Annotated in this window: 22 protein-coding genes and 1 riboswitch; of the genes, 8 read left to right on the forward strand and 14 right to left on the reverse strand. The window is 57.6% G+C overall.

Going from position 1 to position 25,346, the window contains the following annotated elements; all coding sequences use genetic code 11:
- Positions 1 to 59 precede the first annotated feature (59 nt).
- Positions 60 to 1,265, forward strand: a complete 1,206-nt coding sequence (locus ABIE59_RS10470; RefSeq protein WP_286920902.1) for a Fic family protein — start codon at positions 60 to 62, stop codon at positions 1,263 to 1,265.
- 44 nt (positions 1,266 to 1,309) lie between these two features.
- Here the strand turns inward: ABIE59_RS10470 and ABIE59_RS10475 are convergent, their stop codons facing one another.
- From ABIE59_RS10475 to ABIE59_RS10485, 3 genes are all read right to left on the reverse strand, one after another.
- Positions 1,310 to 2,551, reverse strand: coding sequence for a patatin-like phospholipase family protein (locus tag ABIE59_RS10475; protein WP_286920903.1), 1,242 nt, complete (start codon positions 2,549 to 2,551; stop codon positions 1,310 to 1,312).
- 90 nt (positions 2,552 to 2,641) lie between these two features.
- Positions 2,642 to 4,948 (reverse strand): phosphoenolpyruvate--protein phosphotransferase, encoded by a 2,307-nt coding sequence (ptsP, locus tag ABIE59_RS10480; protein ID WP_061332396.1) that lies wholly within the window; start codon positions 4,946 to 4,948, stop codon positions 2,642 to 2,644.
- 12 nt (positions 4,949 to 4,960) lie between these two features.
- Positions 4,961 to 5,491 (reverse strand): RNA pyrophosphohydrolase, encoded by a 531-nt coding sequence (locus ABIE59_RS10485; RefSeq protein ID WP_061332397.1) that lies wholly within the window; start codon positions 5,489 to 5,491, stop codon positions 4,961 to 4,963.
- 170 nt (positions 5,492 to 5,661) lie between these two features.
- Here ABIE59_RS10485 and ABIE59_RS10490 point away from each other — a divergent pair, with 170 nt between their 5' ends.
- Positions 5,662 to 6,318, forward strand: a complete 657-nt coding sequence (locus tag ABIE59_RS10490; RefSeq protein ID WP_354446675.1) for a histidinol-phosphatase — start codon at positions 5,662 to 5,664, stop codon at positions 6,316 to 6,318.
- 187 nt (positions 6,319 to 6,505) lie between these two features.
- On the opposite strand, the gene ABIE59_RS10495 is transcribed toward ABIE59_RS10490, so the two are convergent.
- From ABIE59_RS10495 to ABIE59_RS10505, 3 genes are all read right to left on the reverse strand, one after another.
- A complete protein-coding gene (locus ABIE59_RS10495; RefSeq protein ID WP_354446677.1) occupies positions 6,506 to 7,702 on the reverse strand; it encodes a class I SAM-dependent rRNA methyltransferase in 1,197 nt (398 codons plus the stop codon).
- A gap of 186 nt (positions 7,703 to 7,888) precedes the next feature.
- The gene (gene gcvH, locus ABIE59_RS10500) at positions 7,889 to 8,281 is read right to left on the reverse strand and encodes a glycine cleavage system protein GcvH (RefSeq protein WP_061332400.1); all 393 of its coding nucleotides are present in this window, start codon (positions 8,279 to 8,281) and stop codon (positions 7,889 to 7,891) included.
- A gap of 48 nt (positions 8,282 to 8,329) precedes the next feature.
- The gene (locus ABIE59_RS10505) at positions 8,330 to 9,220 is read right to left on the reverse strand and encodes a LysR family transcriptional regulator (RefSeq protein WP_354446680.1); all 891 of its coding nucleotides are present in this window, start codon (positions 9,218 to 9,220) and stop codon (positions 8,330 to 8,332) included.
- A 114-nt stretch (positions 9,221 to 9,334) separates the two neighbouring features.
- Here ABIE59_RS10505 and metE point away from each other — a divergent pair, with 114 nt between their 5' ends.
- A complete protein-coding gene (gene metE, locus ABIE59_RS10510) occupies positions 9,335 to 11,605 on the forward strand; it encodes a 5-methyltetrahydropteroyltriglutamate--homocysteine S-methyltransferase (protein WP_354446682.1) in 2,271 nt (756 codons plus the stop codon).
- Between the two features lie 16 nt (positions 11,606 to 11,621).
- Here metE and ABIE59_RS10515 read toward each other — a convergent pair whose 3' ends face one another.
- The 6 genes from ABIE59_RS10515 to thiC all read right to left on the reverse strand — a co-directional run bounded on the left by ABIE59_RS10515 (position 11,622) and on the right by thiC (position 17,561).
- Positions 11,622 to 12,515, reverse strand: a complete 894-nt coding sequence (locus ABIE59_RS10515) for a type II toxin-antitoxin system HipA family toxin (RefSeq protein WP_354446684.1) — start codon at positions 12,513 to 12,515, stop codon at positions 11,622 to 11,624.
- 99 nt (positions 12,516 to 12,614) lie between these two features.
- Positions 12,615 to 12,878 (reverse strand): helix-turn-helix domain-containing protein, encoded by a 264-nt coding sequence (locus ABIE59_RS10520; RefSeq protein ID WP_354446686.1) that lies wholly within the window; start codon positions 12,876 to 12,878, stop codon positions 12,615 to 12,617.
- 225 nt (positions 12,879 to 13,103) lie between these two features.
- On the reverse strand, positions 13,104 to 13,910 hold the full coding sequence (gene cpdA, locus ABIE59_RS10525) for a 3',5'-cyclic-AMP phosphodiesterase (RefSeq protein WP_354446688.1): 807 nt from the start codon (positions 13,908 to 13,910) through the stop codon (positions 13,104 to 13,106).
- A gap of 212 nt (positions 13,911 to 14,122) precedes the next feature.
- The gene (locus ABIE59_RS10530) at positions 14,123 to 14,608 is read right to left on the reverse strand and encodes a DUF1249 domain-containing protein (RefSeq protein ID WP_354446690.1); all 486 of its coding nucleotides are present in this window, start codon (positions 14,606 to 14,608) and stop codon (positions 14,123 to 14,125) included.
- On the reverse strand, positions 14,605 to 15,225 hold the full coding sequence (locus ABIE59_RS10535; RefSeq protein WP_354446692.1) for an NUDIX domain-containing protein: 621 nt from the start codon (positions 15,223 to 15,225) through the stop codon (positions 14,605 to 14,607). Before ABIE59_RS10535 ends, ABIE59_RS10530 begins: the two co-directional genes overlap by 4 nt.
- 458 nt (positions 15,226 to 15,683) lie before the next feature.
- Positions 15,684 to 17,561, reverse strand: a complete 1,878-nt coding sequence (gene thiC, locus ABIE59_RS10540) for a phosphomethylpyrimidine synthase ThiC (RefSeq protein WP_354446694.1) — start codon at positions 17,559 to 17,561, stop codon at positions 15,684 to 15,686.
- 79 nt (positions 17,562 to 17,640) lie between these two features.
- Positions 17,641 to 17,751: riboswitch (TPP riboswitch) on the reverse strand.
- A gap of 139 nt (positions 17,752 to 17,890) precedes the next feature.
- Here thiC and ABIE59_RS10545 point away from each other — a divergent pair.
- Positions 17,891 to 19,252, forward strand: coding sequence for a TolC family outer membrane protein (locus ABIE59_RS10545; RefSeq protein WP_354446696.1), 1,362 nt, complete (start codon positions 17,891 to 17,893; stop codon positions 19,250 to 19,252).
- A gap of 44 nt (positions 19,253 to 19,296) precedes the next feature.
- Here the strand turns inward: ABIE59_RS10545 and waaA are convergent, their stop codons facing one another.
- Entirely contained in the window at positions 19,297 to 20,550 is a 1,254-nt protein-coding gene (gene waaA / locus ABIE59_RS10550; protein WP_354446698.1) for a lipid IV(A) 3-deoxy-D-manno-octulosonic acid transferase, read from the reverse strand.
- Positions 20,551 to 20,652: 102 nt separating this feature from the next.
- On the opposite strand from waaA, the gene lpxL reads away from it, so the two are divergent.
- Genes lpxL through ABIE59_RS10570 form a run of 4 tightly spaced genes read left to right on the forward strand, consistent with a single transcriptional unit; the run spans position 20,653 to position 24,691 of the window.
- Complete coding sequence (gene lpxL / locus ABIE59_RS10555) at positions 20,653 to 21,609, forward strand: LpxL/LpxP family Kdo(2)-lipid IV(A) lauroyl/palmitoleoyl acyltransferase (protein WP_354446700.1); 957 nt, start codon at positions 20,653 to 20,655, stop codon at positions 21,607 to 21,609.
- Between the two features lie 3 nt (positions 21,610 to 21,612).
- Positions 21,613 to 22,575 carry a mitochondrial fission ELM1 family protein gene (locus tag ABIE59_RS10560; protein WP_354446702.1) on the forward strand — a complete coding sequence of 321 codons (963 nt, stop codon included), beginning with the start codon at positions 21,613 to 21,615 and terminating at the stop codon, positions 22,573 to 22,575.
- Positions 22,572 to 23,690 (forward strand): glycosyltransferase family 4 protein, encoded by a 1,119-nt coding sequence (locus ABIE59_RS10565; protein ID WP_354446704.1) that lies wholly within the window; start codon positions 22,572 to 22,574, stop codon positions 23,688 to 23,690. The genes ABIE59_RS10560 and ABIE59_RS10565 overlap by 4 nt, the downstream gene beginning before the upstream one ends.
- Entirely contained in the window at positions 23,687 to 24,691 is a 1,005-nt protein-coding gene (locus ABIE59_RS10570) for a glycosyltransferase (protein ID WP_354446706.1), read from the forward strand. Before ABIE59_RS10565 ends, ABIE59_RS10570 begins: the two co-directional genes overlap by 4 nt.
- Here ABIE59_RS10570 and ABIE59_RS10575 read toward each other — a convergent pair.
- Complete coding sequence (locus ABIE59_RS10575) at positions 24,672 to 25,334, reverse strand: SGNH/GDSL hydrolase family protein (RefSeq protein WP_354446708.1); 663 nt, start codon at positions 25,332 to 25,334, stop codon at positions 24,672 to 24,674. The two genes, ABIE59_RS10570 and ABIE59_RS10575, sit on opposite strands and share 20 nt — an antisense overlap.
- Positions 25,335 to 25,346 lie beyond the last annotated feature (12 nt).

Genomic DNA, 25,346 nt, shown 5'->3' on the forward strand with positions numbered 1-25,346 from the left:
GGACATCAAACCGGACACGCCAACCAGTTTCGCTCGCACGGATAAGCCAGAGGCGCTTTATGACATCATTCCTGGATCTCGCCCCTTTTGTGCCCCGAGAAGACGCTTTACTTGAACACGGACTTCTCGACCTTGCCAGCGAACTTAATCGTGAAGCGGCCAAACTGACCGGCAAGCTGGCAAGTGAGACTGCAGAAACAATCCGGAAGCACATGGCTGTTATTAATTCTTACTACTCGAACCTTATCGAAGGCAATCGGACTTTACCCCATGAGATCCGAGAGGCTCAACGTGGTGATTTCAGTCACGACCCGGTAGCAAGGGATCATCAGCTGGAATCCGTTGCACACATTTCAGCCCAGAACTGGATACAAGAGCAGAACCCGGAGCTGGCTCGCGTGTGCTCTCCGGAGTTTCTGCTGGCGCTTCATGAGCGCTTTTATCGGGATTTACCCGACTCGCTGCGGCGTATGAAGACTGAAACGGGAGAAGAGTTTCTGGTCGAGCCAGGGGAATTCAGAAAACAGCCGGTCGCCGTCGGACGACACATCCCTCCAGCAGCAGAACATATAGAACAACTCGTTTCTCAGGCCCTTGAACACTACTCCAGCAGACTCTATGCCGGAGATAAACGTTTCATTGCCCTGGCCTGCGCTCACCATCGCCTGTTGTGGATCCACCCCTTTCTGGACGGAAATGGCAGGGTTATCAGGCTCTGGACTGATGCCGCATGGAGAGCCGCTGGCCTGGAGAGCATCGGCGTATGGTGTCTGAGCCGCGGTCTGGCCAGACAATCAGGCAATTACAAAGCAAAGCTGGCGCGAGCCGACTTCCCGCGACAAGGAAATCAGGATGGTCGCGGGCACCTCAGTGAAACAGAGTTGGCCCTGTTTGTCCGGTTTATGCTTGAAGCTGCGAAGGATCAAGTGGCTTACGTAGCCAGACTCCTTGACCTTGGGGGCATGCAGAAACGAATTCAGAATTATGTTCAGGCCAGAAATGAAGGTCGCGTTCCGGGAGCTGAAGGCGGCCTAAAGCCGGAGGCTACGCAAATTCTGTTTCAGGCTTTTATTCAAGGCACGCTCGAGCGGTCCAGCGCACTGGCCATGACCGGTACTTCGGAAAGCCGGACTGCAAGGAGACTGATCAAGCAATTGAAAGACGATGGGCTGCTGAGCGAGACAAGCTCTAGATCCCCTCTGAAATGGGAAATACCAGAGCATGCAGAGCCTTACTACTTCCCTCAGCTTGCTCCCGGCATCTGACTATTGATCACCGATCACCCATAGCGCACCGGGCTCGCCCTACATTACTGGGCTTTCGAAAACAGGTGGGTCACGTTACTGATGCTGGCTGCCAGCGTGCCCTTCTCCGCCTGCTTCTTGCGCCCCTTGGCCACATACAACGGCAGCATTTCGCCATACAGGCTGGTGCTGATGGTCCGTTGTTCGTCTTCCAGGCGATCGCGACGAAGTTTGATGTCGTACTTGAGCAGTTTCGGCTCCAGTTCGTCTGCCCGGTTCAGCAAGTCCCGGCGAGTCATCTGATAGGCGTGCTCGCACACCATGCGCCGGCTCTGGAAGCTGAACACGTTGGAGAAAAACAGCTTGGCGTCGTCCCGGGTGGGCTCGAACAGCAGGATGTCTTTGTCCGGGTAGTCTCGCCCGTACTGTGCGATGCCCGATTGCATGCGGGAATAGACCATGGTGCGGAACATCTGGGATAACAGGTTAGGCATGCCGGAGCGGGTGAGATCGCCCGGCTTCATGGTACCGGCCCTCACCGCGGCGCTGGCATCGATAGGCACTTGGGGGTTCACCGCAAGCACCAGATCGGCGCCGTCTTCGAAGGCGACCGAGGCATGCAAGCCTTTACGCAAGGTGCCGTCTACATAGTAACGACCATCGATGTCTACCGGCACGTACAGGCCCGGTGAGGAGGTACTCGCCTGAACAGCTTTGGAGATCGGCACATGGTCGTATCCAGGCGCACCAAAACACACGGCTTCGGTGCTTTCCACATCCGCTGCCACCACGTAGAGGCTACGTTTGAGTTGGCGGAAATCGTTGGTGCGGCCAAGCATGGTAAAGGCTCGCCGCAGGTATTCGTGCAGGCCCTCGTTATCAAACAACCCGGCCGGCGCGGCCTGGGCCAGAATGGTCATGGCCTCCAGCAGGCTCTGATCGTAGGGGTTGTTGATGAAACGGCTGACAGCGGAAGACAGCAGCCCGGGCACGGCCAGCAAGCGGCTGCCAATCTCACGGAATGCAGGGCGGTAGAACACTTCCGGGTGGAACGGGTGAACCTCGGCTTCATTGCGCACGAAGATACGACACAACTGGGCCGTGGTCATCTGATTGGCCAGGTTAGCCGCCACAAAGGAGCCAGAGTTAACCCCGACATAAACATCGATGTTGTTGAAATCCAGGCCATCCAGGGCTTCGTCCAGCGCCCTTAGCGCTCCGATCTCATAAATGCCACCCAGTGGCCCACCGCCCCCAAGGGCGAGGCCAATGCGCGGTGCTGGCTTGAGCTCGGTCGCTTTGGTCATAGCCTGTCCTTCGTAGGTACTGCAGTAAGAATTACGTTACTAACCTATCAACGGATTTTAGAGTAAGCACCCTATTACTGTCACAGTCGGTCAGGAAACCGCCTGCTCTGCCATCGCGGCGCTGGAGGATTTCACCGGTCGCAAATACCGGCCAAACCCGGCATTACGCAGGGCCAGGTCGACACAGCTCTTGATGACGTGGGGGGAATCCAGCAGCAGAACATCTTCCAGCAACTGGATAGCCCACTCCCGATCAATGCTGCGGATAACGGATTTCACCTTCGGCAGACTGGCCGCGTTCATCGACAGGGAATCATAGCCCATCGCCATTAACAGCAACGCGCCACCCGGGTCGCCGGCCAGCTCGCCACAGATGCCCACCGGCTTACCCACGGAGTGGGCATCCTGGGCAATGCGCACCAATGCCTGTAAAACGGCCGGATGATAAGAATGGTAAAGCTGGGCAACACGCGGGTTGTTGCGATCTACCGCCAACAGGTATTGGGTCAGGTCGTTGGAACCCACCGAGAGAAAGTCCACGCGCTCAGCCAGTTCACGAATCTGGTAAACGGCAGCCGGCACTTCCACCATCACACCCACTTTGGGCATGTGGATGTCGTAGCCTTCTTCGCGCACTTCGTGATAAACCCGGTAAATCAGGTGCAGGGATTCCTCCACCTCGGAAATGTTGCTGATCATCGGCAGCATGATCTGCAGGTTGTTCAAGCCTTCGCTGGCCTTCAGCATGGCCCGCACCTGAACAAGAAAGATCTCGGGGTGATCCAGGGTAACCCGGATGCCCCGCCAACCAAGAAAGGGGTTTTCCTCCTCAATCGGGAAATAGGTCAGGGCTTTATCACCACCGATGTCCAGAGTACGCATGGTCACCGGATTAGGCGCAAAGGCTTCCAGTTGTTCCCGGTAATACTCCCGCTGCTCCTGCTCAGACGGAAAGCGGTCCTTGATCATGAACGGGACTTCGGTGCGATACAGCCCAATGCCTTCGGCCCCGTGAGACAGCGAGCGCACCACATCGGTCATCAGGCCGGTATTTACCAGCAGTGATACCCGATGGCCATCGGTGGTTTCGCAGGGCTTGTCCCGCAGCACCTCAAGCCCACGGATCAGCTCGTCTTCTTCCTCACAGATGGCCTGGTAGAAAGCGCGAAGATCCGATGACGGCGAGGCAAAAATCTGCCCTTCAAAGCCGTCCACCACCAGTTCTCGGCCATCCAGCTGGTTGACCGGAATATCCACCAATCCCATCACGGTGGGGACACCCATGGCGCGGGCCAGTATGGCCACATGGGAGTTACTGGACCCTTTGACGGACACCAGGCCAACCAGTTGCCCTTTCGGCACTTCGCCCAGCATGGCTGGCGTCAGTTCTTCACTGACCAGTACCGTGTGCTCCGGGTATTCCTGAAGCTTTTGCTCGCCTTCCTGCATATGGGACAGCAGCCGCCGGCCGAGATCCCGGATATCCACCACCCGCTCTTGCAGGTAAAGATCATCCATCATCTCGAAATGACGGATGTACTGCTGCACCACCTGTTTCAAAGCACCCTGAGCCCAGATGCCTTCGCGAATTTTGATCGCAACCTCGCCTGGCAGGGCACCGTCATCCAGCATCCGCAGGTAAACGTCAAACAGGGCCTGTTCTTCGGGGCGCAGTTGCGAGGCCAGGCGGTTCGCTACCCGCTCGATGTCTTCCCGAACGGCCTGCACGGCAGACTGGAACAGCTCCAGTTCCTGCTCGATGTTCTCGGTCGGTTTCTCCGGCACCACGTCCAGATCGGCGGACGGATACACCACCACACCAGTACCAATCGCGACACCAGGGGAGCCAGGCACACCATTGAAACTGACATCCTGGGTTTCTTCCCCGGTCAACGACAAGCCGCTGATGGCCCCGGTGGCCTCGCTGTGGGCAATGACACCCGCCAGCTGGGCCGAAACCGTGACCAGAAAGGCTTCTTCGCCCTCGTCAAAACAGCGGGAGCTCTCCCGCTGCTGAACCACCAGCACGCCCAATACCCGGCGGTGGTGAATGATGGGCACACCCAGAAATGAACGGAAGCGTTCCTCACCCGTCTCCGGAAAGTAACGATAGCGGGGATGGGCAGGGGCGTCTTCAAGATTGATAGGCTCCTCACGGGAGCCCACCAGGCCCACCAGGCCCTCAGAATAAGCAAGACTGACCTTTCCAACAGAGTCTTTGTAAAGACCCTCGGTAGCCATCAGGATGTAACGGTTGGATGCCGGATCTAAAAGATAGACGGAGCAGACCTCGGTATTCATGGCCTTTTGCACCCGCGAGACAATGATATCCAGCGCCTCCTGCAAATCGCGGGCGCTGTTTACCTCTTGTACTAGACTTCGCAGGATGCTCAGCATGGAGTCAGTCCGTCATTTCTGGTGTTCCTTCAAACGCCGGTTCTGCTCACTCCGTTGCCACTGTTCCATGTTGTGGAACAGCCTGGGAGCCAGTTCTCTCAGCGCGCGCCTATACACTTCTCTCTTGAATGAAACTACTTGTCCTAACGGATACCAGTAGCTTACCCACTGCCACCCGTCGAATTCCGGTGAATCGGTACCATCCACGCGCACATGCGCGTCTGGCGACATCATCCTCAGCAGGAACCATTTCTGTTTTTGCCCCACACAAACGGGGTGCGAGTTATGGCGTACCATCCTCCTCGGAAGCCGGTAACGCAGCCAGCCCCGGGTGCAGCTGATGATTTCCACATCGCTGGCACTCAGGCCGATTTCCTCTCCAAGCTCCCGATAAAGCGCATCCTCCGGTGATTCGTCGTGCTTGATACCACCTTGTGGAAACTGCCAGGAGTCCTGCCCTATTCGCCTTGCCCAGAGAACCTCTCCCCTGTGGTTGGCCAGAATGATTCCGACGTTGGGTCTGAAACCGTCTGAGTCGATCACGGCACAGTCCTCATTAAAGTCGGCACCGGTTAAGTTTTAACCGGCGAAAATTGTCCAAGTTGCTCTCATTCTTACAGAATCCCAAGGCTTCGGCAAACGGAGCCGTTAGCGGCAGGTCATGGTAGACTGTGGCTCCTGCTTCAGAGCCTGTCACAATGGGAGGAAACGGCTTGACGCTCGCAATATTTGATCTGGACAACACCTTGCTGAACGGTGACAGCGACCACGCCTGGGGTGAATTTCTGGTGGAAGAGGGCATGGTGGATGCCGAAGAGTACAAGCGCGCCAATGACCGCTTTTACGAAGAGTATCTGAACGGAGAGCTCGACGTATTCCACTATCAGCGCTTTGTCCTGGCACCACTGACCCGGCACAACATGGACGAGCTGGAACGCTGGCGCGAAGCCTTCATGGCCAAGAAAGTACAGCCCATGATGCAGGATAAGGCGGCGAAGCTACTGGCCGACCACCGCGAACAGGGCCATACCCTGATGATTATCACCGCCACCAACCGATTCATTACCGAGCCAATTGCTGAACTAATGGGCATTGAGCACCTGATCGCCACCGAACCCGAGCTGGTCAACGGCAAATTCACCGGTGAAGTGGCTGGCACACCAAGTTTTCAGGAAGGCAAAGTGGAACGGCTGAACGACTGGCTGGCAGCTCACGGTGAGAGCCTTGAGGGCGCCTGGTTCTACAGCGACTCACATAACGACCTGCCGCTGTTGCGGAGGGTGGAGAACCCGGTGGCGGTTGATCCAGACCCGACGTTGGAGAAGACGGCTGTGGAGAATGGCTGGCGGGTTATGTCGTTACGGGTCTGACAGGGGTCTGCTCCAGGGGTCTGTCCCCGCATGGGGACTGACCCACTTTTGCCCGTCTGTTGCAACCAGATCGAACCATGGTGCTGGAGTCCAAGATGGGTCAGTCCCCGTTCGGGGACAGACCCCTAGACAATGGTACTGGATTCCAAGATGGGTCAGTCCCCATGCGGGGACAGACCCTTAAAACCTAGAAAAACCCTGTCAGCGACCGCACAAAGCAGGACTTGATGTAGTCCGTCTCCGGAATCCCCGGCACGATGGGATGATCCGGTGCCTGGTGACCTTGCTCCAGCAGCTGCACAAACCGATCAATCTTGCGGCCACTGCCACGAATAATGTCGATCAGCTTTTCCTGGGACAGATGCATGGAGCAAGATGCTGACACCAGCAATCCATCACGCTCCAGCAGCCTGAGCCCCAATTGATTCAGCCGGGCATAGGCCTGCTCCCCGGCCTTCTGGTCACGGCGGCGGGGAATCAGCGCGGGCGGGTCCAGCACCACAATGTCGAACTTTTCTTTCTCATCCGCCAGGGCTTTCAGGGCATCAAAGGCATCGCCCTCAATGGTATCTACATTGTCCAGCCCGTTCAGTTTGGCGTTGTGGTGCACCGCATCCACCGCCGATGAGGACGCATCCACACAGGTCACCTGGGATGCCCTGGCACAAGCGGCCTGAATACCCCAACCGCCCACGTAACTGAACACATCCAGCACTTTCTTACCCGGCGCATAGGCCTGCAGGCGTTGCCGATTCATACGATGATCATAGAACCAGCCGGTTTTCTGACCACCGGCCAACGGCACCTCAAAACGAGCACCGTTCTCCTCCACCAGCACCGTATCCGCTTCCGGCCCATGAGCAAACTCCACATAGGTGTCCAGCCCCTCAACCTTGCGCATCTTGCCATCATTCTTCAGCACGATAATCCGGGCATGAGCCAACCGCTGAACGGCACGCACAATGGCATCCTTCATCTGCTCCATGCCCGCGGTGGAAATCTGCACCACCACGACATCATCAAACCGATCCACCACCAAGCCAGACAGCCCATCACTGTCACCAAACACCCAACGGTAAAAAGGCTTATCAAACAAACGCTCCCGAAGACTGAGCGCCGCCTCCATCCGATCCGTCAGCCGCTTAGGCGTCATGCCATGGTCCGCATCCCGACTGATCAGCCGGCCGCAAATCAATGCGTGAGGGTTCACAAACGCCACACCCATCGGCTTGTCGTTCGATGCACGCACCTGAACCTGCGCGCCGGGCTCAAACCCTGGCAGCGGGCTACGCCGGGTGTCTACTTCGTTGCTGTACACCCACAAATGGCCGGCACGAAGACGGCGTTCTGCGCCCTTGCGCAGGTAGAGAACGGGAAAATCCATCGAATAGTTACCTGAGAGTTCGGTTAAATAGAGGACCGCGCCATTGCTTGGGCGTGCTTCCGGGGACAGGCCTCACGAAACTGTGCGGAGCCATGGATGGCGGAGCCCAAGCGCCACATGGATGTGCCGAAGGAGCGTGTTTCGGGAGGCCTGTCCCCGGAAACACGCTTGCACCAGGAGCGGATCTTACTCTTCTGCTGCCACATGCTCACCATAGGCTGCCGCATCCATCAGGCCATCAAGCTCGCCTTTATCAGCCAGCTTCACCTTGAACATCCAACCATCGCCATAAGGATCTTCGTTCACAATCTCCGGCTCGTCTTCAAGCTTCTCATTAATCTCAATCACCTCACCCGTCACCGGGCTAAAAACATCCGAAGCCGACTTAACCGACTCGGCCACACCGGCCTCCTCACCACCATTCACCGTCGCACCAACCTCCGGCACACCAATATAAACCACATCACCCAACTGCTCCTGGGCAAAATCGGTAATCCCCACGGTGGCTGTGCCATCGGCATCCACCCGAACCCACTGATGAGTTTCGATGTATTTCAGATCTGCAGGAATATCGCTCATGATTTTGTGTGTCCTGTTGAAATTTTTCGCGCAGTTTAACCGAAGATCCTAGCCCCAGCGAACCTCACGCGCCAACTTCACAAACTCCGCAAGATAATCCACCGACTCATCCCGCTCCCGGAAGCCCAGAAAAATCTGTTTGGGCATACCCTCTTTACCCAGTTTCAGCGCAGTAATTGGCAGGTTTCTGGCGTACTCATCCACCAGCCAGCGTGGCAACGCACTCACTCCCCGGCCCGCAGCCACCATCTGCAACATGATATCAGTGGTTTCGATGGTCTTGTGCCGGGCGGGCGCGCAGTGGGCCGGCAGGAAAAACCGGGTAAAAATATCCAGCCGCTCCACCGCCACCGGGTAGGTAATCAGGGTTTCTTTCTCCAATTGGTGGGGCTCTACCCATGCCTTGCCCGCCAGCGGATGCCCTTCAGGCACCACCAACACCTGCTCGTAGTCGAACACCGGCTCAAAACATACTCCCGGCTTGTGCAGCGGATCTGGCGTTACCAGAAGATCGATGTCATGGCCGAAAAGCGCCCCCATACCACCAAACTGGAACTCTTGCTTTACATCCACATCCACATCCGGCCAATGCTGCAAGTAAGGACCCACTACCTTCAGAAGCCATTGATAGCAGGGGTGGCATTCCATTCCCACGCGCAGGCTCCCGCGTTGCCCCCTGGCAATCTGTCGAACCTGCATTTCCGCATGTTCAAACTGGGGCAACAGGCGGTTTGCCAATCCCAATAGCTGACTGCCCGCCTGGGTAAACCTCAGTTGCCGGCCCTCCCTCAGCCAGACCGGCGTGCCCAGTTGCTGCTCCAACTTACGAACCGCATGGGACAGCGCGGATTGAGTCAGGTGCAACTGTTCCGCTGCCGCCGTCAACGAGCCATGGCGCTCCACCGCTCGCAATATCTCCAGGTGATGTCGTTCAATCATGGCCAACCCGTGAATTATTCTCATGAATAGGTGAAATAATACCATTTTTATTCATGCCATCACCCACCTAATCTTGAAGGCCTTTAACAAACCACGGAATTCAAGGATTCAATCATGGCAATCACTCACAACCTGGGCTTCCCCCGCATTGGCGGCCAGAGGGAGCTGAAATTCGCACTGGAAGCCTACTGGGCTGGCCGGCAGACCGAGCAAGAATTAGCCATTACGGCCGCCGACCTGCGCCGGCGCCACTGGCAGCAGCAAGCCGGGCTGGACTATGCACCGGTAGGTGAATTCTCCCTTTACGACCAGGTATTGGATATGTCCGTCACCCTCGGCAACCTGCCAGCACGGGCCAAAGACAAAGAAGGCTCAGAGCTTGACGCCTACTTCCGTGCCGCCCGGGGCCGGGGTGCCAACGACAGCCCCTGCTGCGCCACCGCCGCTGGCGAAATGACCAAGTGGTTCGATACCAACTACCACTACATCGTGCCGGAGCTGCATGCCAACACCCAGTTCGAGCTGAATCCCGAACGCCTTCTGGCCCAATTGGCTGAAGCACGGAAACAGGGCGTTAATGCCAAGCCCGTGATCATCGGGCCCGTTACTTACCTGTGGTTAGGCAAAACCTCGGATGGCAGTCATCGCCTGGATTTGCTGGAGCGCCTGCTGCCAGTCTACTCGCAGCTACTGGAAGCCCTGGCCGATGCCGGTGCCGAATGGGTGCAGATTGATGAACCGGCCCTGGTGACCGATTTGGACGCCAACTGGCGCTATGCGTTCAACCTGGCCTATCACCAGTTAAAGGCCAATCGCCCGAAGCTGCTGCTGGCTACCTATTTCGGAGAGCTCCGGGATAACCTGCAACTGGCCTGTGAATTGCCGGTGGCCGGGCTGCATATTGATGCCGTGAGCGCCCCGGCGGAAGTCAGCCGGGTGGCGGACTGGCTGCCCAGCCATAAGGTGCTTTCCCTTGGCGTCATCAACGGCCGTAACATCTGGAAATCCGACCTGAACAAGATTCTGGATTGGCTGGAACCGCTGAGCGGGAAGTTGGCTGACCGCCTCTGGCTGGCGCCGTCCTGCTCACTGCTGCATGTGCCGGTAGACCTGGATCGTGAGCAGGAGCTGGATACTGAAATCCGCAGCTGGCTGGCCTTTGCTGTGCAAAAACTTGATGAGCTGAGCACGCTGGCGAAGGCCCTGAACGAAGGCCACGCCAGTGTTCGCGCAGAGCTGGCCGCAAACCAGCGGGCCATTGACAGTCGCCAGAACTCCGACCGTGTTATCAACCCGGAGGTTCGCCGTGCCATTGCCGCAGTGACGCAAGAACTGGGCAACCGCCAAAGCCCCTACCCCCAGCGTATTGCCAGGCAACGGCAAATTCTGAACCTGCCGGCCTTCCCGACCACTACCATTGGCTCCTTCCCGCAAACCCCGGAAATCCGCCAGGCAAGGTTGCAGTTCCGCAAGGGACAGTTGAGCGACAAGCAGTACACCGAGCAGATGCAGGCAGAGATCACCCGCTGCATCGAAGAGCAGGAAAAGCTGGGGCTGGATGTACTGGTTCATGGTGAGCCAGAGCGAAACGACATGGTGGAATACTTCGGTGAGCAGCTGGAGGGCTATGCCTTTACCCGCTTCGGCTGGGTGCAATCCTACGGCTCCCGCTGTGTAAAACCGCCCATCCTGTTCGGGGATATCCACCGCCCCAAGGCCATGACGGTGGACTGGATTCGCTATGCTCAATCCCTGACCGACAAACCCGTCAAGGGAATGCTTACCGGCCCGGTCACCATCCTGAACTGGTCTTTCGTTCGGGACGATCAGCCAAGGAAAGACTCCTGCCTGCAGCTGGCCCTGGCCATTCGCGAGGAGGTACAGGACCTGGAAAAGGCCGGCGTGAACATCATCCAGATCGACGAAGCCGCGTTGCGGGAAGGCTTGCCCCTGCGCCAGTCAGACTGGGCAACGTACCTGGACTGGGCGATTAACAGCTTCCGCATCGCTGCCAATGGCGTGGATGACAGCACCCAGATTCACACCCACATGTGCTACTCGGAGTTCAACGACATCATCGAGGCCATCGCCCGCATGGATGCCGACGTGATCACCATCGAGACCTCGCGGTCTGACATGGAGTTGCTGGATGCTTTCCGGAACTTTGAATACCCGAATGACATCGGCCCAGGCGTGTACGATATTCACTCCCCCAACATTCCGGACAAGCAACACATCATCAATCTGATGACCCTGGCGGCAGAACGCATCCCGGCAGAACGATTGTGGATCAACCCGGACTGCGGCTTGAAAACCCGGAAATGGGAGGAAGTGACGCCAGCGCTGGAGACGATGGTTGCAGCGGCCCAGGCTTTGCGGGCGTAACAAGCCTCCATGGGAATCAGCGGGTGCGCTTTGGCAGGCGCGCCTCGCCTTTCCAGACTTTCTGTTTTTGCTCAGGTTTCATCAGCCGGCCGACGCCTTTACCCAGTTCACCCAGCATCGATCGCCCTCCCAGTTCGACCGATTCTGCATAGTCAGCAAACTCACGCATACCCCATTCAACCGCAGAGATGCACTCATCAATAACCGCTTCGGCCATTTTCTCTGTGAGGTTGCAGTGCTCCCGGCCGAACCGGATCATAGTCGCCCGGTTTGGAAAGTCCTTTGTGCCGCCCAGCTTCAGGGCCAGGGTATCCGCCTCCAGATAAACCGTGGTGTTAACGATGTCATAGGCCGGCGACATCCAGGCTTTGCCTGAGGATGCATCCCGATACAGCATGGCAAAATTCTTCAGATGCGCATCGCCATTCCCGACCAGAACCGACACACAGAGTGACCGGAAAAGTATCTCCAGATCCCGATTGGGGGCTTCAGAATAAACTTCGATTGCCTTGGCCACCTGCTCATAGCTGCGCTTGTACTTGTCGTTGGCCACCAGGCCTATCAGTCCACAAATATCCTCCATGCCGAGCCGCTCACCGCTCTCACCGATGTCAAAACGGCGCATGATAAACATTCGAGTATCATCGGACAGGTAGAATTCAGGCACTGAAAGCCCTGCCTTTGCTGCAATAGACATACAGACAAACTCATTGATCGTCAGACCCGGGAATTCGGCGCCAGCGGACTTTACAATCAATTCAGGCAAAACCATCGAGGACTTCGGCTCAGTATTTTCGGGCACCAGAACCTTCGGCTGGACGCCGGCGATCGTTGTCTGACCCAGATAGCGCTCCACCAATTGCTCAAACAACTGGGGGTTGTCGGTTTCGACCAAAGAGCCCAGAGACATTCCTACGACAGCCTGACGCTCCACCTCCTTCGACTGAAACCCCAGTCGGCCAATAGAGCTGTCACCCTGCAGACACGCCAAGCGTTTTGATTTTTCGCGTCATTCATCATCCTCAGCAGGGAAAAGAACATCCAGATCATCCAATGTAGGACGGCTTTTCACCCTGAATTCCATTTCCAGCCCCAGCGTCGCCAGAACCCTCTGCAAGTCTGTTATCCGACCGGTATAACGACCCGTTTCCATTTCGCTGATGCGCTTACGAAGAACACCGGTTTCATCTGCCAAGGCTTGCTGGCTTTGATAGCCCAAAGCCTTTCGGCGCTCTTTGATCTGTTGCCCCAACTGCCTGGTAATCGCTCCCATACAACCACGCCTGACCCTATATATTCTCAAAATACCAGAAAACCTTCACCATGAGAACATATAGGGACATTTTAGATTTCAATCCAACATCGGAACACTATGTATCTACGGGCATTATCCGTGTAGTTGCAGCATTATCTGCTCAGCGGGCCGGAGGCAGGCAAAGGCCTGTATGTGCGGATATCAGCGGGAAGAGGGAATCCTGGCAGGGCAGCCAGAGTTCGCTCAGTAACCGGTACTCTTCTCGTCCAGATCGAACGTGAACTCATTGGCCCGGCATACTTCCGTGGAGTAGTCCCCGGAAGCCTCAAGTTCGAACCAACGGTAACCCGGCGCCAAAGGCTCTACGGCAAAGTCACTGGAGCCACGGGCGAACTGGATGCAGGTAGACGGGGAAGCCAGCAGTTGCACGCCGTTGCGTTGCTGTTGCAAGTCCTGGTGGATGTGACCCCAGAGCACGATTTTCACTTGCGGGTGCCTGTCGATCACCTGCCAGAAAGCATCGCGGTTCTTCAGGCCGATTTTTTCCATCCAGTCAGAGCCAATATCCACCGGGTGATGGTGCAGGCACACCATGGTGGGCAACTCCGGTTGCTGCGACAGTGACTCGTCCAGGAAAGCAAGCTCCGGCTGCGAAAGCTCACCGAAAACCTTGCCGTGCACGGAAGAGTCCAACATCACAAAATGCCAGCCTCCCTGCACGAGCTGTTTTTGCTCCGCCTGAAACTCCGCTGCGATGGACGCCAACAAGTCGGAATCGTCGTGATTGCCGGCAATCCAGAGTGAGGGGCAGTTAAACGCTTTCAACTGCTCGCCAAAATACCGATAGGCCTCAGATGACGCATCCTGAGTAAGATCACCGGTCGCGAGGATCAGATCCGGCTGGCCATGGTTGCGCAATACTTCATCAATCACCGCCGCCAGGCTGTCCCGGGTGTTTACCCCGAGCAGCGCACCATCTGCCGACGCCATCAGGTGTGGATCGGTCAGCTGAAGTACCTTCATAGGGCGAGCAGTTTGGTCTACGGTCATTCAGGGCCTGTTATCTTGATTAAACCCATTTGATAATTCAGACAAGTGTACGATGGCTGCGTTTCGTTTGATCAGAATTAAATGTTAGGTGGGTCACATTCTGGCCCGCCACCACAAAGATTTTGCATTTTTTGCCAACTACGGCACAGGGGAGCCAGGAGCAAGTCAGACTTTCAGCGCACTGCGATACAGCTCCCGGTGTATACAAAAAACTACTCGCCGCCTTCGCCCGCGGACCAGGCGGCATGCTCCATAGGCAAATGGCCGAAACGCAGGCAGTAATCCAGCCAGTCAGCGAGGAAGCCATTCACCTGAACCTTTTCATCCGGATGGTGCATAAAGCGATTCGGGTAATCGTTCACCGGCGCTATCTGGCGCTGTCGGTAGCAGCTGATCACCTCAGCCATGAGCGCGTCATGGTAGACCCGCACCGTCATTTGCGGGTTGTTCAGCCACCGGCCACTGTTATGCACTTGCTCGAGTAACAGGGTTTCGGTGAACTTTGCGGTTTGCAGCACTTCGATGCGCACCCGGCCCAAATACTGGCTTTCCCGGTGCAGCTCAAATTCGCAAACGGGCTTACCATCAGCCTCCAACTGGCGCAGTTTGCGCAGGCGCTGGTAGTTTCCATCACACAGCGCACCCAACTGACGCAGATCCGGCACATATGGCTTGGGCCGTTTTACCCACTCGGTCATGCCCGCCACTCCCGGCGCAGCCTGTCCCGATTAAGCTGCAGCCATTGGATAGCGATGATGGCGGCAGCGTTGTTGATACGGCCATCGGCAATCATGGCGAAGCAATCTTCAGCGCTGACCACGTGGCTGAGAATGTCTTCGTGTTCGTGTTCCACACCGAAAACACCGCCAGCCTCGGCCGTGCTGACCTGTCCGCAGTAAAGGTGAATCATTTCGGTAGTGCCACCCGGGGACACCAGGTAATCGCAAATCTTGTCCAGCCGGCTGAAACTCAGCCCGGCTTCTTCCTGTCCTTCGCGTTGGGCCACGTCTTCCGGGCTTTCGCCGTCTTCGTTCATGCCGGCGACAAGTTCCAGCAACCAGGGAGACTGGTTACGGCCGAGCGCACCGAGGCGGAACTGTTCCAGCAGCACGACTTCGTCCCGCTCCGGGTCGTAGGGCAACACGCAGGTGGCGTCGCCCCGAACGAAAAGTTCACGGGTGAAGGTGGGCATGTCGCGGCCGTCAAAGCGCGGGTGAGTCAGCCAGAGCTTGTCCATGCGGAAGAAGCCCTGGAAAACGGTTTCGCGTTTTTCGACGGTGACGTCGCTGGCGTTGAACTGGAACGGTTTCGGCATTCGTGTTTCCGGTTTGGTGTTCGGCTTGGAACGATAGCCTTTGGGGTTGCTTGGGTGCAAGTGTCTTACGGCTGGCGTAATGGTTTGGTTCTGGCCCTAGCCTGCTCAGGTTGGTGCATCGCAGTCGTTGGGTATTGCTTTCCAAAACACGCTCCTTCGGCCCATCCATGGGGCGCTTGGGCTCCGCCATCCCTGGCTCCGCACAGTTTTGGAAAGCAATACCCAACGACTGCAGCCGACGCTTGTGCGACACGCCCCAACATTGCCTGACGCCCTCTTGGGAGCGATTACTGCCAAAGCCCAAGAGAGTTGGGGTGGGGGTGCCGTTCAGGAGTGTGCGGAGCCAGGGATGGCGGAGCCCAAGCCGCACAGGGACGTCTTGAGGCGTCTCCTGAACGGCACCCCCACCCCGACTCACAACGCCTAACCAGCAGGCTAGGCGATCTAGAGCGCCAAAGTCAGACCTTGTCGTAAAGCTTGGAGCCGGACTCCACGAACTCCCGCGATTTGGCCTGCATCCCGGCATCAATCGCCGATACCTCGTCGATGCCCTGCTCTGCCGCGTAATCCCTTACTTCCTGCGAGATCTTCATGGAACAGAACTTCGGCCCACACATGGAGCAGAAGTGGGCCACCTTCGCCGATTCCTTGGGCAGGGTCTCGTCGTGGAAAGCGCGGGCGGTGTCCGGGTCCAGGCCGAGGTTGAACTGGTCTTCCCAGCGGAACTCAAAACGGGCCTTGGACAACGCATTGTCGCGGATCTGGGCGCCGGGGTGACCTTTGGCAAGATCGGCAGCATGGGCGGCGATTTTGTAGGTGATGATGCCGGTTTTCACATCATCCTTGTTCGGCAGCCCCAGGTGCTCCTTCGGGGTGACGTAGCAGAGCATGGCACAGCCGAACCAGCCGATCATGGCAGCGCCAATGCCGGAGGTAATGTGATCATAGCCCGGCGCGATGTCGGTGGTCAGCGGGCCAAGGGTGTAGAACGGCGCTTCATCGCAGCATTCCAGCTGCTTGTCCATGTTCTCTTTGATCAGGTGCATGGGCACATGGCCGGGGCCTTCGATCATGCACTGGACATCGTGCTTCCAGGCAATTTTGGTCAGCTCGCCCAGGGTTTCCAGCTCTCCGAACTGGGCAGCATCGTTGGCATCGGCGATGGAACCCGGGCGCAGGCCGTCGCCGAGGCTGAAGGAAACATCGTAGGCCTTCATGATTTCGCATATGTCTTCGAAGTGCTCGTACAGGAAGCTCTCTTTATGGTGAGCCAGGCACCATTTGGCCATGATGGAGCCACCGCGAGACACGATACCCGTGGTACGTTTCGCGGTCAGCGGCACGTGGTGGAGCCGCACGCCGGCGTGGATGGTGAAGTAGTCGACGCCCTGCTCAGCCTGTTCGATCAGCGTGTCGCGGAAGATTTCCCAGGTCAGGTCTTCGGCCACGCCGCCCACTTTCTCCAGGGCCTGGTATATAGGGACCGTACCAATTGGAACCGGGGAATTGCGAATGATCCACTCGCGGGTTTCGTGGATGTTCTTGCCGGTGGACAGGTCCATCACCGTGTCGGAACCCCAGCGGATACCCCAGGTCAGCTTCTCGACTTCGTCTTCGATGGACGAGGTGACCGCCGAGTTGCCGATGTTGCCGTTGATCTTCACCAGGAAGTTACGGCCGATGATCATCGGCTCGGTTTCCGGGTGGTTGATGTTGGCGGGAATAATCGCCCGGCCACGAGCCACTTCATCGCGAACAAACTCGGGGGTGATCTCTGGTGGCAGGTTGGCACCGAAGGACTGGCCCGGGTGTTGATCGGCCAGCAGGCCATTGTCACGAGCTTCCTGCAGCTTCATGTTTTCCCGGATGGCGATGTATTCCATCTCCGGGGTGATGATGCCCTGGCGGGCGTAATGCATCTGGGACACGTTCTTGCCCGGCTTCGCCCGCAGGGGTTTACGCTCATCCATAAAGCGCAACGGGTCGAGCTGGGGGTCTTTCATGCGCCGGCGGGTGAATTCGGAGGTGTAGCCATCCAGCTGCTCCACATCGCCCCTCTCGGCAATCCAGTTGGCGCGAACCGGGGGCAGGCCCTTTCTCAGGTCAATGGTAGCCCCAGGGTCGGTGTACGGCCCGGAAGTGTCGTAGACAACGACTGGCGGGTTCTTTTCGCCGCCCATTTCCGTGGGGGTGTCTCCCACAGTAATTTCCCGCATAGGCACGCGCAGATCGGGTCGGCTACCCTGCACGTATATTTTCCGTGAGCCTGGTAATGGTTTGATTGCTGCGGAGTCTACTTTTGCGGAGTCGCTGAGGTATGCTGGTACGTCCGTCATGATTTGCTCCCGTTGAGTTTGGGGTCGGGTCGCGTATGACGGAGCTATGCAGGATTCACCCACCGGGGCATTCTGGCATGGTTCGTACTGTCTTAATCCCTACGCCGGTATTATCCGGATCAGGTCGCGGGTTCTGCGTTGCAATCTCAGCCGATCACCATTCGGTAATTCAGCACCCCGTCAAGACGCGATAGATATTCTGTTTTGCTCACAAAATGAGTGAACTTTGCAAGTGTAGAGGCCGGACTGATTATTGTCCATAATGAGCGACCAATACCTTTGGGTCATTGCCGGGCAGATTCCCGGAGTATTTTTTTTCAGGAGCAATAATGAAGAAACGTCTACTTCCAGGACTGATCACCCTGCTGGCAGCCCAGCCTGCCTTTTCTCTGGATCTGATGGAAACCTACGAGAAGGCGCTGTCTTACGATTCAGGCATCGCCTCGGCACTGGCACAATTTCAGGCTCAGCAGGCAGCCAGTGACGTCAGCAGAAGCTCGCTACTGCCTCAGGTCGGCGCGTTTGCGGAAGCAAACCATACCGATTTCGACGCCAAGAATGGCCCGGGTGATAGCTATAAGGCCTTCAACTACGGTGTTCGCCTGACCCAACCGGTGTTTCGCGCCGACAGCTGGTTCCGGTACGACGCCAGCCAGTTCCAGACCGAAGCCGCGCAAGCACAATACAACCTGGCCCAGCAACAACTGATTCTGGACGTCGCCACCGCCTACTTCAACGTTCTGCGCGCCCAGGATACGGTCACCACGGCCCGTGCTACAGAGGCAGCCATTCAGCGCCAGTATGAACAGGCCCAGGAACGTTTTGACGTTGGCCTGATCGCCATTACCGAAGTGTACGAGGCGCGCGCCAGCTACGACGACAGCAAGAGCCAGCGCATTGCTGCTGAAAATCAGCTGAATGTCGCTCGAGAACAACTCGCCCGCCTTACCGGCGAATACGCTGAAGACCTGGAAAACCTCAGGGAAAACTTCCCCCTCGGCCGCCCTGAGCCTATGGACCCTGCAGCATGGGAGAATACGGCGCTCGAACAGAATTGGGTTATTCAGTCTGCGCTGTATCAGTTGAATGCCAACGAGGCCAACCTGAAGGTCGCAAAATCCGGCCACCTGCCTACGCTTGACCTGTTCGCGTCTTATGGCAAGTCTGAACTGGATGGCGCCAAGAATACCCAGCAGGAAGGCACACAAGGCGTTATTGGCCTTGAGCTGAACGTTCCCCTCTACATGGGTGGCGGCACACAAGCCGGCGTGCGCCAGCAGCGCTCACTGGTTACCGCCGCGCAGGAAGACCTGAACACCACGCGCCGGGATGTTCGGGTTAACACACGCAGCCTGTACCTGACCGTAAACAATAACGTTGAGACGGCTTCTGCCCTGGAGCAGACCATCATCTCCCGTCGTAGCGCGCTGGACGCGACCCGTGCTGGTTACGATGTGGGAACCCGGAACATTGTGGAAGTGCTGGACGCAGAGCGTGCCTATTACGTGGCACTTCGGGACTATGCCAATGCCCGTTACGACTACGTGATCAACACGCTGCAGCTGAAGCAGGCTGCTGGCACTCTAAGCCCGCAAGACCTGATTGATTTGAACAACTGGCTCAGCGCAAACGCCCGCGGCATTGAAGCTCTGGCAGAGCAAGAGCTGACCCTGGATGATCCCACGCAGTAAGTAGCGCCATCGTTCATGTGATTCCGGTGGCGACTGCCCCGGAATCACAGCCTTTCTATTATCCCCTCAACCACCCTGTCCAGCGCGCCCCGGTTTTTGTCCACCACGGCCAGCGCACGTTCGCCGTATGCCTTGCATTCTTCCGGAGCGGCAAACAAAAGGTTAATGGCCCGGGCCAGCTCATCCGCGCCTTGAACCAACTGCACACCGTCGTCCGCCAGCAAACGTTCATAGATGGTCTCGAAATTGAACACATGAGGCCCGGAGAACACCGGAATCCCCCACGCTGCTGGCTCCAGCGGGTTATGCCCGCCCCGCTCGATCAGTGACCCACCAACAAAGGCAAGGTCGCTGGCCCCGTAGAGCATCATCAGCTCGCCCATGGTATCGGCCAGATAAACCTGCGCCCCTTCGGCACTCTGCGATTGCGACCGACGCGCCACCTGGAAGCCCAGTTCCTGTGCCATGCCGGCCACTGTATCGAAACGTTCCGGATGACGCGGCACAATAATCAACAATGCCTCCGGGTGGGCGGCAAGCACCGACCGGTGGGCCTGAAGCAGTTGCTCGTCCTCTCCGGTGTGGGTGCTGCCAGCAATCCACACCGGGCGGGGGCCAAGCGTGGCACGAAAACGCTCAGAGGCAAGCCGGACATCGTCCGGGATGTCGACATCGAACTTCACACTGCCCGTCACCTCAACATGGCTTGCGGCAACCCCAATGCGTCGAAAACGCTCTGCGTCCGGATTAGCCTGGGCGGCCACCCAGGTGATGCTTTTCATGATCGGCGCCGCCAGCCCCCTGACCCGCTCATAGCCCCTGGCAGAGCGTTCCGACAACCGGGCATTGATCAAAAACACCGGCACTTTTTTCCGGCGGCACTGGCTGATCATATTGGGCCAGATCTCGGTTTCCATAATGACCAGAATGCGGGGATTGACCCGCCGCAAAAATCGACGGATGGCGCCCGGTGTGTCGTATGGCGCGTAGGCATAGGTTACCCTGTTACCAAACATTTTCCGGGCCTGGGCAAGGCCGGTGTCGGTCATGGCGGTCATCAGAATGGTGGCACCGAGATTGCGCGCCAGCAGTCGGCGCACCATGGGGCCGGCGGCAATGGTCTCGCCCACGGAGACCGCATGCACCCAGATGACGGGCCCGGGTATGGAAGGCACGCAGCCCAGGCGATGCTTCCAGTCCTGCCTGAGCGCCGGCGCCTTGCGGCCTTGCCACCAAAGCCGGATGAGAATAAACGGCAGAGCCAGGCGAATCAGCAGGGAATAGATAAACTGGAACACGCAGGACTCCCGGCAAAACAGTGCGTTATCATAGGGCGAAAAATGTCGAGGGGTTGCATCTTGCCCCCGGGTTCAACGTTTGTCGATGCAGGATTCACGATTTTGAAAAAGAAGTACCGCAAACTTCCAAGGAATACCGACTATTCAGCTTACCGTCATCCTCGCTGGTGGCCAACCTGGCTGGGTATCAGCGTGATGTGGCTGGTTGCCCAACTGCCCATCCGGTTTCAATGGTGGCTGGGCAAGGTGGTGGGCTTGCTGGCCTGGAAACTGGCGAAAAGCCGGCGACACATTACCGAGGTCAACATCCGGCTGTGCTTCCCGGAACTGAACGAACAGCAACAGACCGCCCTGGTGCGCAACACATTTATCGCCAATGGTATCGGATTGATGGAGCTCGGCATTGCCTGGTTCCGGGACCCGGCCAAGCTGACCGGCATGACCCGCATTCACGGTATCGAACATTTCGAGAAAGCGCTGGAAGCCGGCAAGGGTGTGCTGCTATTGGGCGGCCATTACAGCACGCTCGACCTGGGTGGCAGCCTGGTCACCGAATACATAGAAGCCGACGTCATGCAGCGTGACCACAACAATCCTTTGATGAATGCTGTGATGACCAGGGCCCGGGGCCGGCGCTATGGCACCGTACTGGGTGCCCGCGACCTGCGCGGCCTGTTCAGGAGTCTCAAGAAAAATCGCGCCGTGTGGTACGCGACAGATCAGGACTACGGCCGCAAGGACATCGTGTTCGCCCCCTTCTTCGGCATTCCCACCGGTACCATCACAGCCACCTCGCGAATTGCCGAACGCAGCGGCTGTAAAGTCGTGCCCTTCAGCCATTTTCGCCGCGATGACAAGCCCGGCTATGACATCTATTTCCACCCCGCCCTTGAGAACTTCCCAAGCGGTGACGACCTGGACGATGCAACCCGGATCAACGCCGTCATCGAGCAGGAAATTCGCAAAGCGCCAGACCAATACCTGTGGATGCACCGGCGCTTCAAAACCCGCCCCGACCGCGAAGACCCCGGCTTTTACGGGCGCAAGCGCAAGGAATAACCCGTGAGCAATCACTCGCAAGCACCGGTTGTCTGGCTGCTGACAGACAACAAGCCCGGCCACAAGAACCAACTTAAGGGACTGGGCAATCGCCTGCGGGTGCTGACCGGCGCGGCGCTCTACTGGATCAGTGCCGAAGAATACCCGGTACCTCTGTGGCGGGCCCTGCTGGGTGTGGCCCCAGCTATGGATACAGCACTGCCCAAACCGGACCTGATTGTGGCCGCAGGTACCGGTACTCACCGCTTATTACTGGCTCTTCGGCGCCTGGGCAAGGCCAAAACCCTGGTATTGATGAAACCGGCTTTCCCGCTGGGCTGGGTAAATGGCGCGATTATCCCGGCCCATGATGAGGTAAAGCCTGCTAACAACATTCTGCAGACCGAAGGCGTGATCAACACCATCACGCCCCTCGCCCGGCTGACCAGCAAACCGGAAGCCCTGATACTGGTGGGTGGGCGTTCGGAACATTTCGATTGGGACGACGATGCCATTCTGAACCAGATCAGTGACCTTATTGCGCGCTACCCTCAGTGGCGCTGGACCATCACCAATTCCCGCCGCACGCCGGAAACGACCAGCGAGCGACTGGCCGAATTGCAGAGTCCGAAAATCTCGGTAGTGCATCACACTCGTACCCACGACGACTGGCTCAGCCACCAGCTCGCTGCTTCCCGCGCGGTCTGGGTAACGCCGGACAGCATTTCCATGGTGTGCGAAGCCGCCACTTCCGGCGTTCCCACCGGCCTGCTGAACCTGAATGCGCGTGCCAACAGCCGCGTGGCGAACGGAGTAAAACGCCTGGCAGAGCGGGGGCTGATTGCCCACTGGGCAGACCATGCCAGCGTGATGGCCGAACAGGCGGAAAGACATGAACGCCTCTGGGAGGCCGACCGGGCTGCGCGATGGGTGGCGGGCAACTATTTGGCTGCTTTTCAACAATCAGGAAAGGAGGCCAGACAATGAAGATCCTCCAGGCTCTTCCGGCGCTCTACAGCGGCGGCGTGGAGCGGGGCACCGTGGAGTTTGCCGCAGAACTGGTCAAGCGTGGTCATCAATCCTATGTGGTTTCCAACGGCGGCCCCATGGCGGAACAGGTTCGCGGCCAGGGCTCAACCCACATCCACATGCCCATCCACCGGAAAACGCCAGCGTCTTTCGGGCAGATTCTGCCCATGCGCAAGCTGTTGCAGGAGCTGCAACCAGACATCGTGCATGTGCGCTCACGCATGCCCGCCTGGATTATCCACCTGGCCCTGAAGACCCTGCCTGCCAACCAACAGCCCGCCGTTGTCTCGACCTTTCACGGCATGTATTCCGTTAATCCCTACAGCGCCATTATGGCCAAGGCAGATCAGGTCATTGCCGTCTCCAATTGCGTACGGGATTACGTGCTGAAGAATTTCCACGTGCCGGAAAGCAAGCTGACCGTTATCCAGCGCGGCGTCGACATTGACGCCTTCCGAAACCGAGCCATTAACGCTCAATGGCTCGACATTCTTCTGTCCCGCTTCCCACAGCTGGCCGGCAAAAAAATCATTATGATGCCCGGGCGCATCTCCCGCTGGAAAGGCCAGCTGGACTACCTGGAAACCATGGCCCGCATTATACGCCAGCGGCCGGACTGTCATGGCATCATCGTAGGCGGGGCTGAACCGGGAAAAGAACGCTTCCTGCAAGAGCTTGAAAAAGAGCGCAGCCGGTTAGGCCTGACCGATAAAGTTACGTTCCTCGGCCAGCGCAACGACATGACCAACCTGTATCTGTTCGCCGATGTGGTTTGCCATATGTCCACCAAACCAGAACCCTTCGGGCGAACCGTTACCGAGGCCTTGGCCTCTGGCACACCGGTGGTGGCCTATAATAGAGGTGGTGCTGCAGAAACTCTGCAAGCCTGCTTTCGGGATGGGCTGGTGCCGCCGGATGATACCGGGGCGTTTGCGGGCGCGGTACTGGGATTGCTGGATAAGCCCCGACCGGAGATTGAGTTGCCTGAGCGATTTTTGTTAAGGGCGCAGACGGAGGCTACCCTCGCCGTCTATCAAACACTGGTGGCAGTGCGGCAGGAACCTGCGCAGTGAACATCCTGATGCTGATGCTCTCGGACAGTCCCGGTGTCGGCGGTATGGAAAAACACGCCCGCGAACTCTCCTGCGAGCTGGCACGACTAGGGCACACGGTGACGTTGGCCGCTGCACCACAGCACCTTTCAGACCTTGAACCAGCCGTGACAACGCGGGCGCTGGATACCGGTGGCTCACGCCATTCTCCTTTTTTGCTACTCACCGTCCTTCGTCTGATTCGGGCCACCGGTTTCGATGTTGTTCATGCACAGGGCACGAAAGCGGCCTTCGTTCTTCAGCGGCTGGCACCTTTTACAAAGGGCCGGGGGCGAGTAGCGACCATTCACGGCTTCAAATCGCGTTACCCTAAAGCCGCTGCGTTTCACCAACTGATCGCCGTAAGTCAGGCCCTCGCAACGGACATCGCCCAACCGGGCGTTACGGTCATCTACAATGGCGTCTCGGTTATTGCCCAGGCGCCAGCCCTGCTTCCCGCAGTAACAGAAAAGCCGGTTTGGTTAGCCGTGGGCAGGCTGGTGCCCGTCAAAGGCTTCGAGTTTCTCATCAAGACCTTCCAGTATTGCCCGGGCACACTGCTCATTGCCGGTGACGGACCTGAGCGGCAGCGACTGGCTGATCTGATCCGTTCAACCTCTCAGTCAGACACGGTCAAGCTGCTTGGCTTCCGCACTGATGTTCCCGCACTGATGGCGGCGGCAGACGGGGTGGTGATCAGTTCTGAAAGAGAGGGCTTTTCTTACGCATGTGCAGAAGCGCTATTGCTCGGCAAACCCGTCATTTCAACCAACGTGCCCATCGCCAACGAAGTCTTGCCTGAAAAGCATATTTTCCATAGTGACGACCCAAAGCGGTTTGCTGCTTTTCTGCGGCAAGACACGGCATCATTGGCCGCTGAGCAGGCCGAAGCCCGAACCTTCGCTGCCGACACGTTCTCGCTCCCTACCATGGCCAGGCAAACGCTAAACGTCTATCAAAAAGCTACCGCTGAACTTCCTTGAGTGCGTTAATAATCTTCGCCGCAATCCGTTCATGACCGGCAGCTGTGAGGTGAGTACCGTCTCCCATGAGAGTGAGGCCACGGTGCGCCCAGATGTCCTCATAAATATCCACGTACATTACATGGTCGTAGGTTTCCGCAATCCGGGCTAAGGCTTCATTATAAATCTTGATCCTCGGGTTGCGGGGCTCGTCCAGGTTGGGCGCCGTTGCCACAAGAACAAAACGGGTCTGGGGCGCCGATGCAATCACCTTACGAAGGTTATCCGTATATTCTGATAACGGCACTTGCTCAACGGCACCCAACCTCTTCTGCAACTGCCACACCCGCGCCAGCTTCTTGAGCTTTTTAACCAGCTTTCGAGCCAGTTTACGCAAGGGGAAATCAGGGTAATAAAGCACATAGGGTGCCCCACGAAACGTCAGCCAGGAGTCCACCAAACCATACTGAACAAAAGCAACAGCGTACTGTGACGCGGGGAAAGCTCGATTGTACTCAAGCAGCTCACGAGTCGTGCTCATGGTATGTCCGCAATTGGTCAACTCCAGCGCTTCCGACTCGCAAACAATCTGTGGCCATAAAGGGAAACATTCACCTTTAAGCCCTTCTGTGTTGCAATCCCCGTATGCTATCGCCCGATTCACTCTTTCGCCTCA

The organism is Marinobacter sp. MBR-99 (genome assembly GCF_040547575.1).
Taxonomy (GTDB): Bacteria; Pseudomonadota; Gammaproteobacteria; order Pseudomonadales; family Oleiphilaceae; genus Marinobacter.

Excerpts from the sequence above, each read along its gene's own strand:
- ABIE59_RS10515 (WP_354446684.1), bottom strand. The coding sequence starts at position 12,515 with ATGTCTCTGGGCTCTTTGGTCGAAACCGACAACCCCCAGTTGTTTGAG.
- ABIE59_RS10545 (WP_354446696.1), top strand. The coding sequence starts at position 17,891 with ATGAAGAAACGTCTACTTCCAGGACTGATCACCCTGCTGGCAGCCCAG.
- ABIE59_RS10475 (WP_286920903.1), bottom strand. The coding sequence starts at position 2,551 with ATGACCAAAGCGACCGAGCTCAAGCCAGCACCGCGCATTGGCCTCGCC.
- thiC (WP_354446694.1), bottom strand. The coding sequence starts at position 17,561 with ATGACGGACGTACCAGCATACCTCAGCGACTCCGCAAAAGTAGACTCC.
- ABIE59_RS10495 (WP_354446677.1), bottom strand. The coding sequence starts at position 7,702 with ATGGATTTTCCCGTTCTCTACCTGCGCAAGGGCGCAGAACGCCGTCTT.
- metE (WP_354446682.1), top strand. The coding sequence starts at position 9,335 with ATGGCAATCACTCACAACCTGGGCTTCCCCCGCATTGGCGGCCAGAGG.
- ABIE59_RS10565 (WP_354446704.1), top strand. The coding sequence starts at position 22,572 with ATGAAGATCCTCCAGGCTCTTCCGGCGCTCTACAGCGGCGGCGTGGAG.
- ABIE59_RS10535 (WP_354446692.1), bottom strand. The coding sequence starts at position 15,225 with ATGCCGAAACCGTTCCAGTTCAACGCCAGCGACGTCACCGTCGAAAAA.
- ABIE59_RS10505 (WP_354446680.1), bottom strand. The coding sequence starts at position 9,220 with ATGATTGAACGACATCACCTGGAGATATTGCGAGCGGTGGAGCGCCAT.
- ABIE59_RS10520 (WP_354446686.1), bottom strand. The coding sequence starts at position 12,878 with ATGGGAGCGATTACCAGGCAGTTGGGGCAACAGATCAAAGAGCGCCGA.
- gcvH (WP_061332400.1), bottom strand. The coding sequence starts at position 8,281 with ATGAGCGATATTCCTGCAGATCTGAAATACATCGAAACTCATCAGTGG.
- ABIE59_RS10470 (WP_286920902.1), top strand. The coding sequence starts at position 60 with ATGACATCATTCCTGGATCTCGCCCCTTTTGTGCCCCGAGAAGACGCT.
- cpdA (WP_354446688.1), bottom strand. The coding sequence starts at position 13,910 with ATGACCGTAGACCAAACTGCTCGCCCTATGAAGGTACTTCAGCTGACC.
- ptsP (WP_061332396.1), bottom strand. The coding sequence starts at position 4,948 with ATGCTGAGCATCCTGCGAAGTCTAGTACAAGAGGTAAACAGCGCCCGC.
- ABIE59_RS10530 (WP_354446690.1), bottom strand. The coding sequence starts at position 14,608 with ATGACCGAGTGGGTAAAACGGCCCAAGCCATATGTGCCGGATCTGCGT.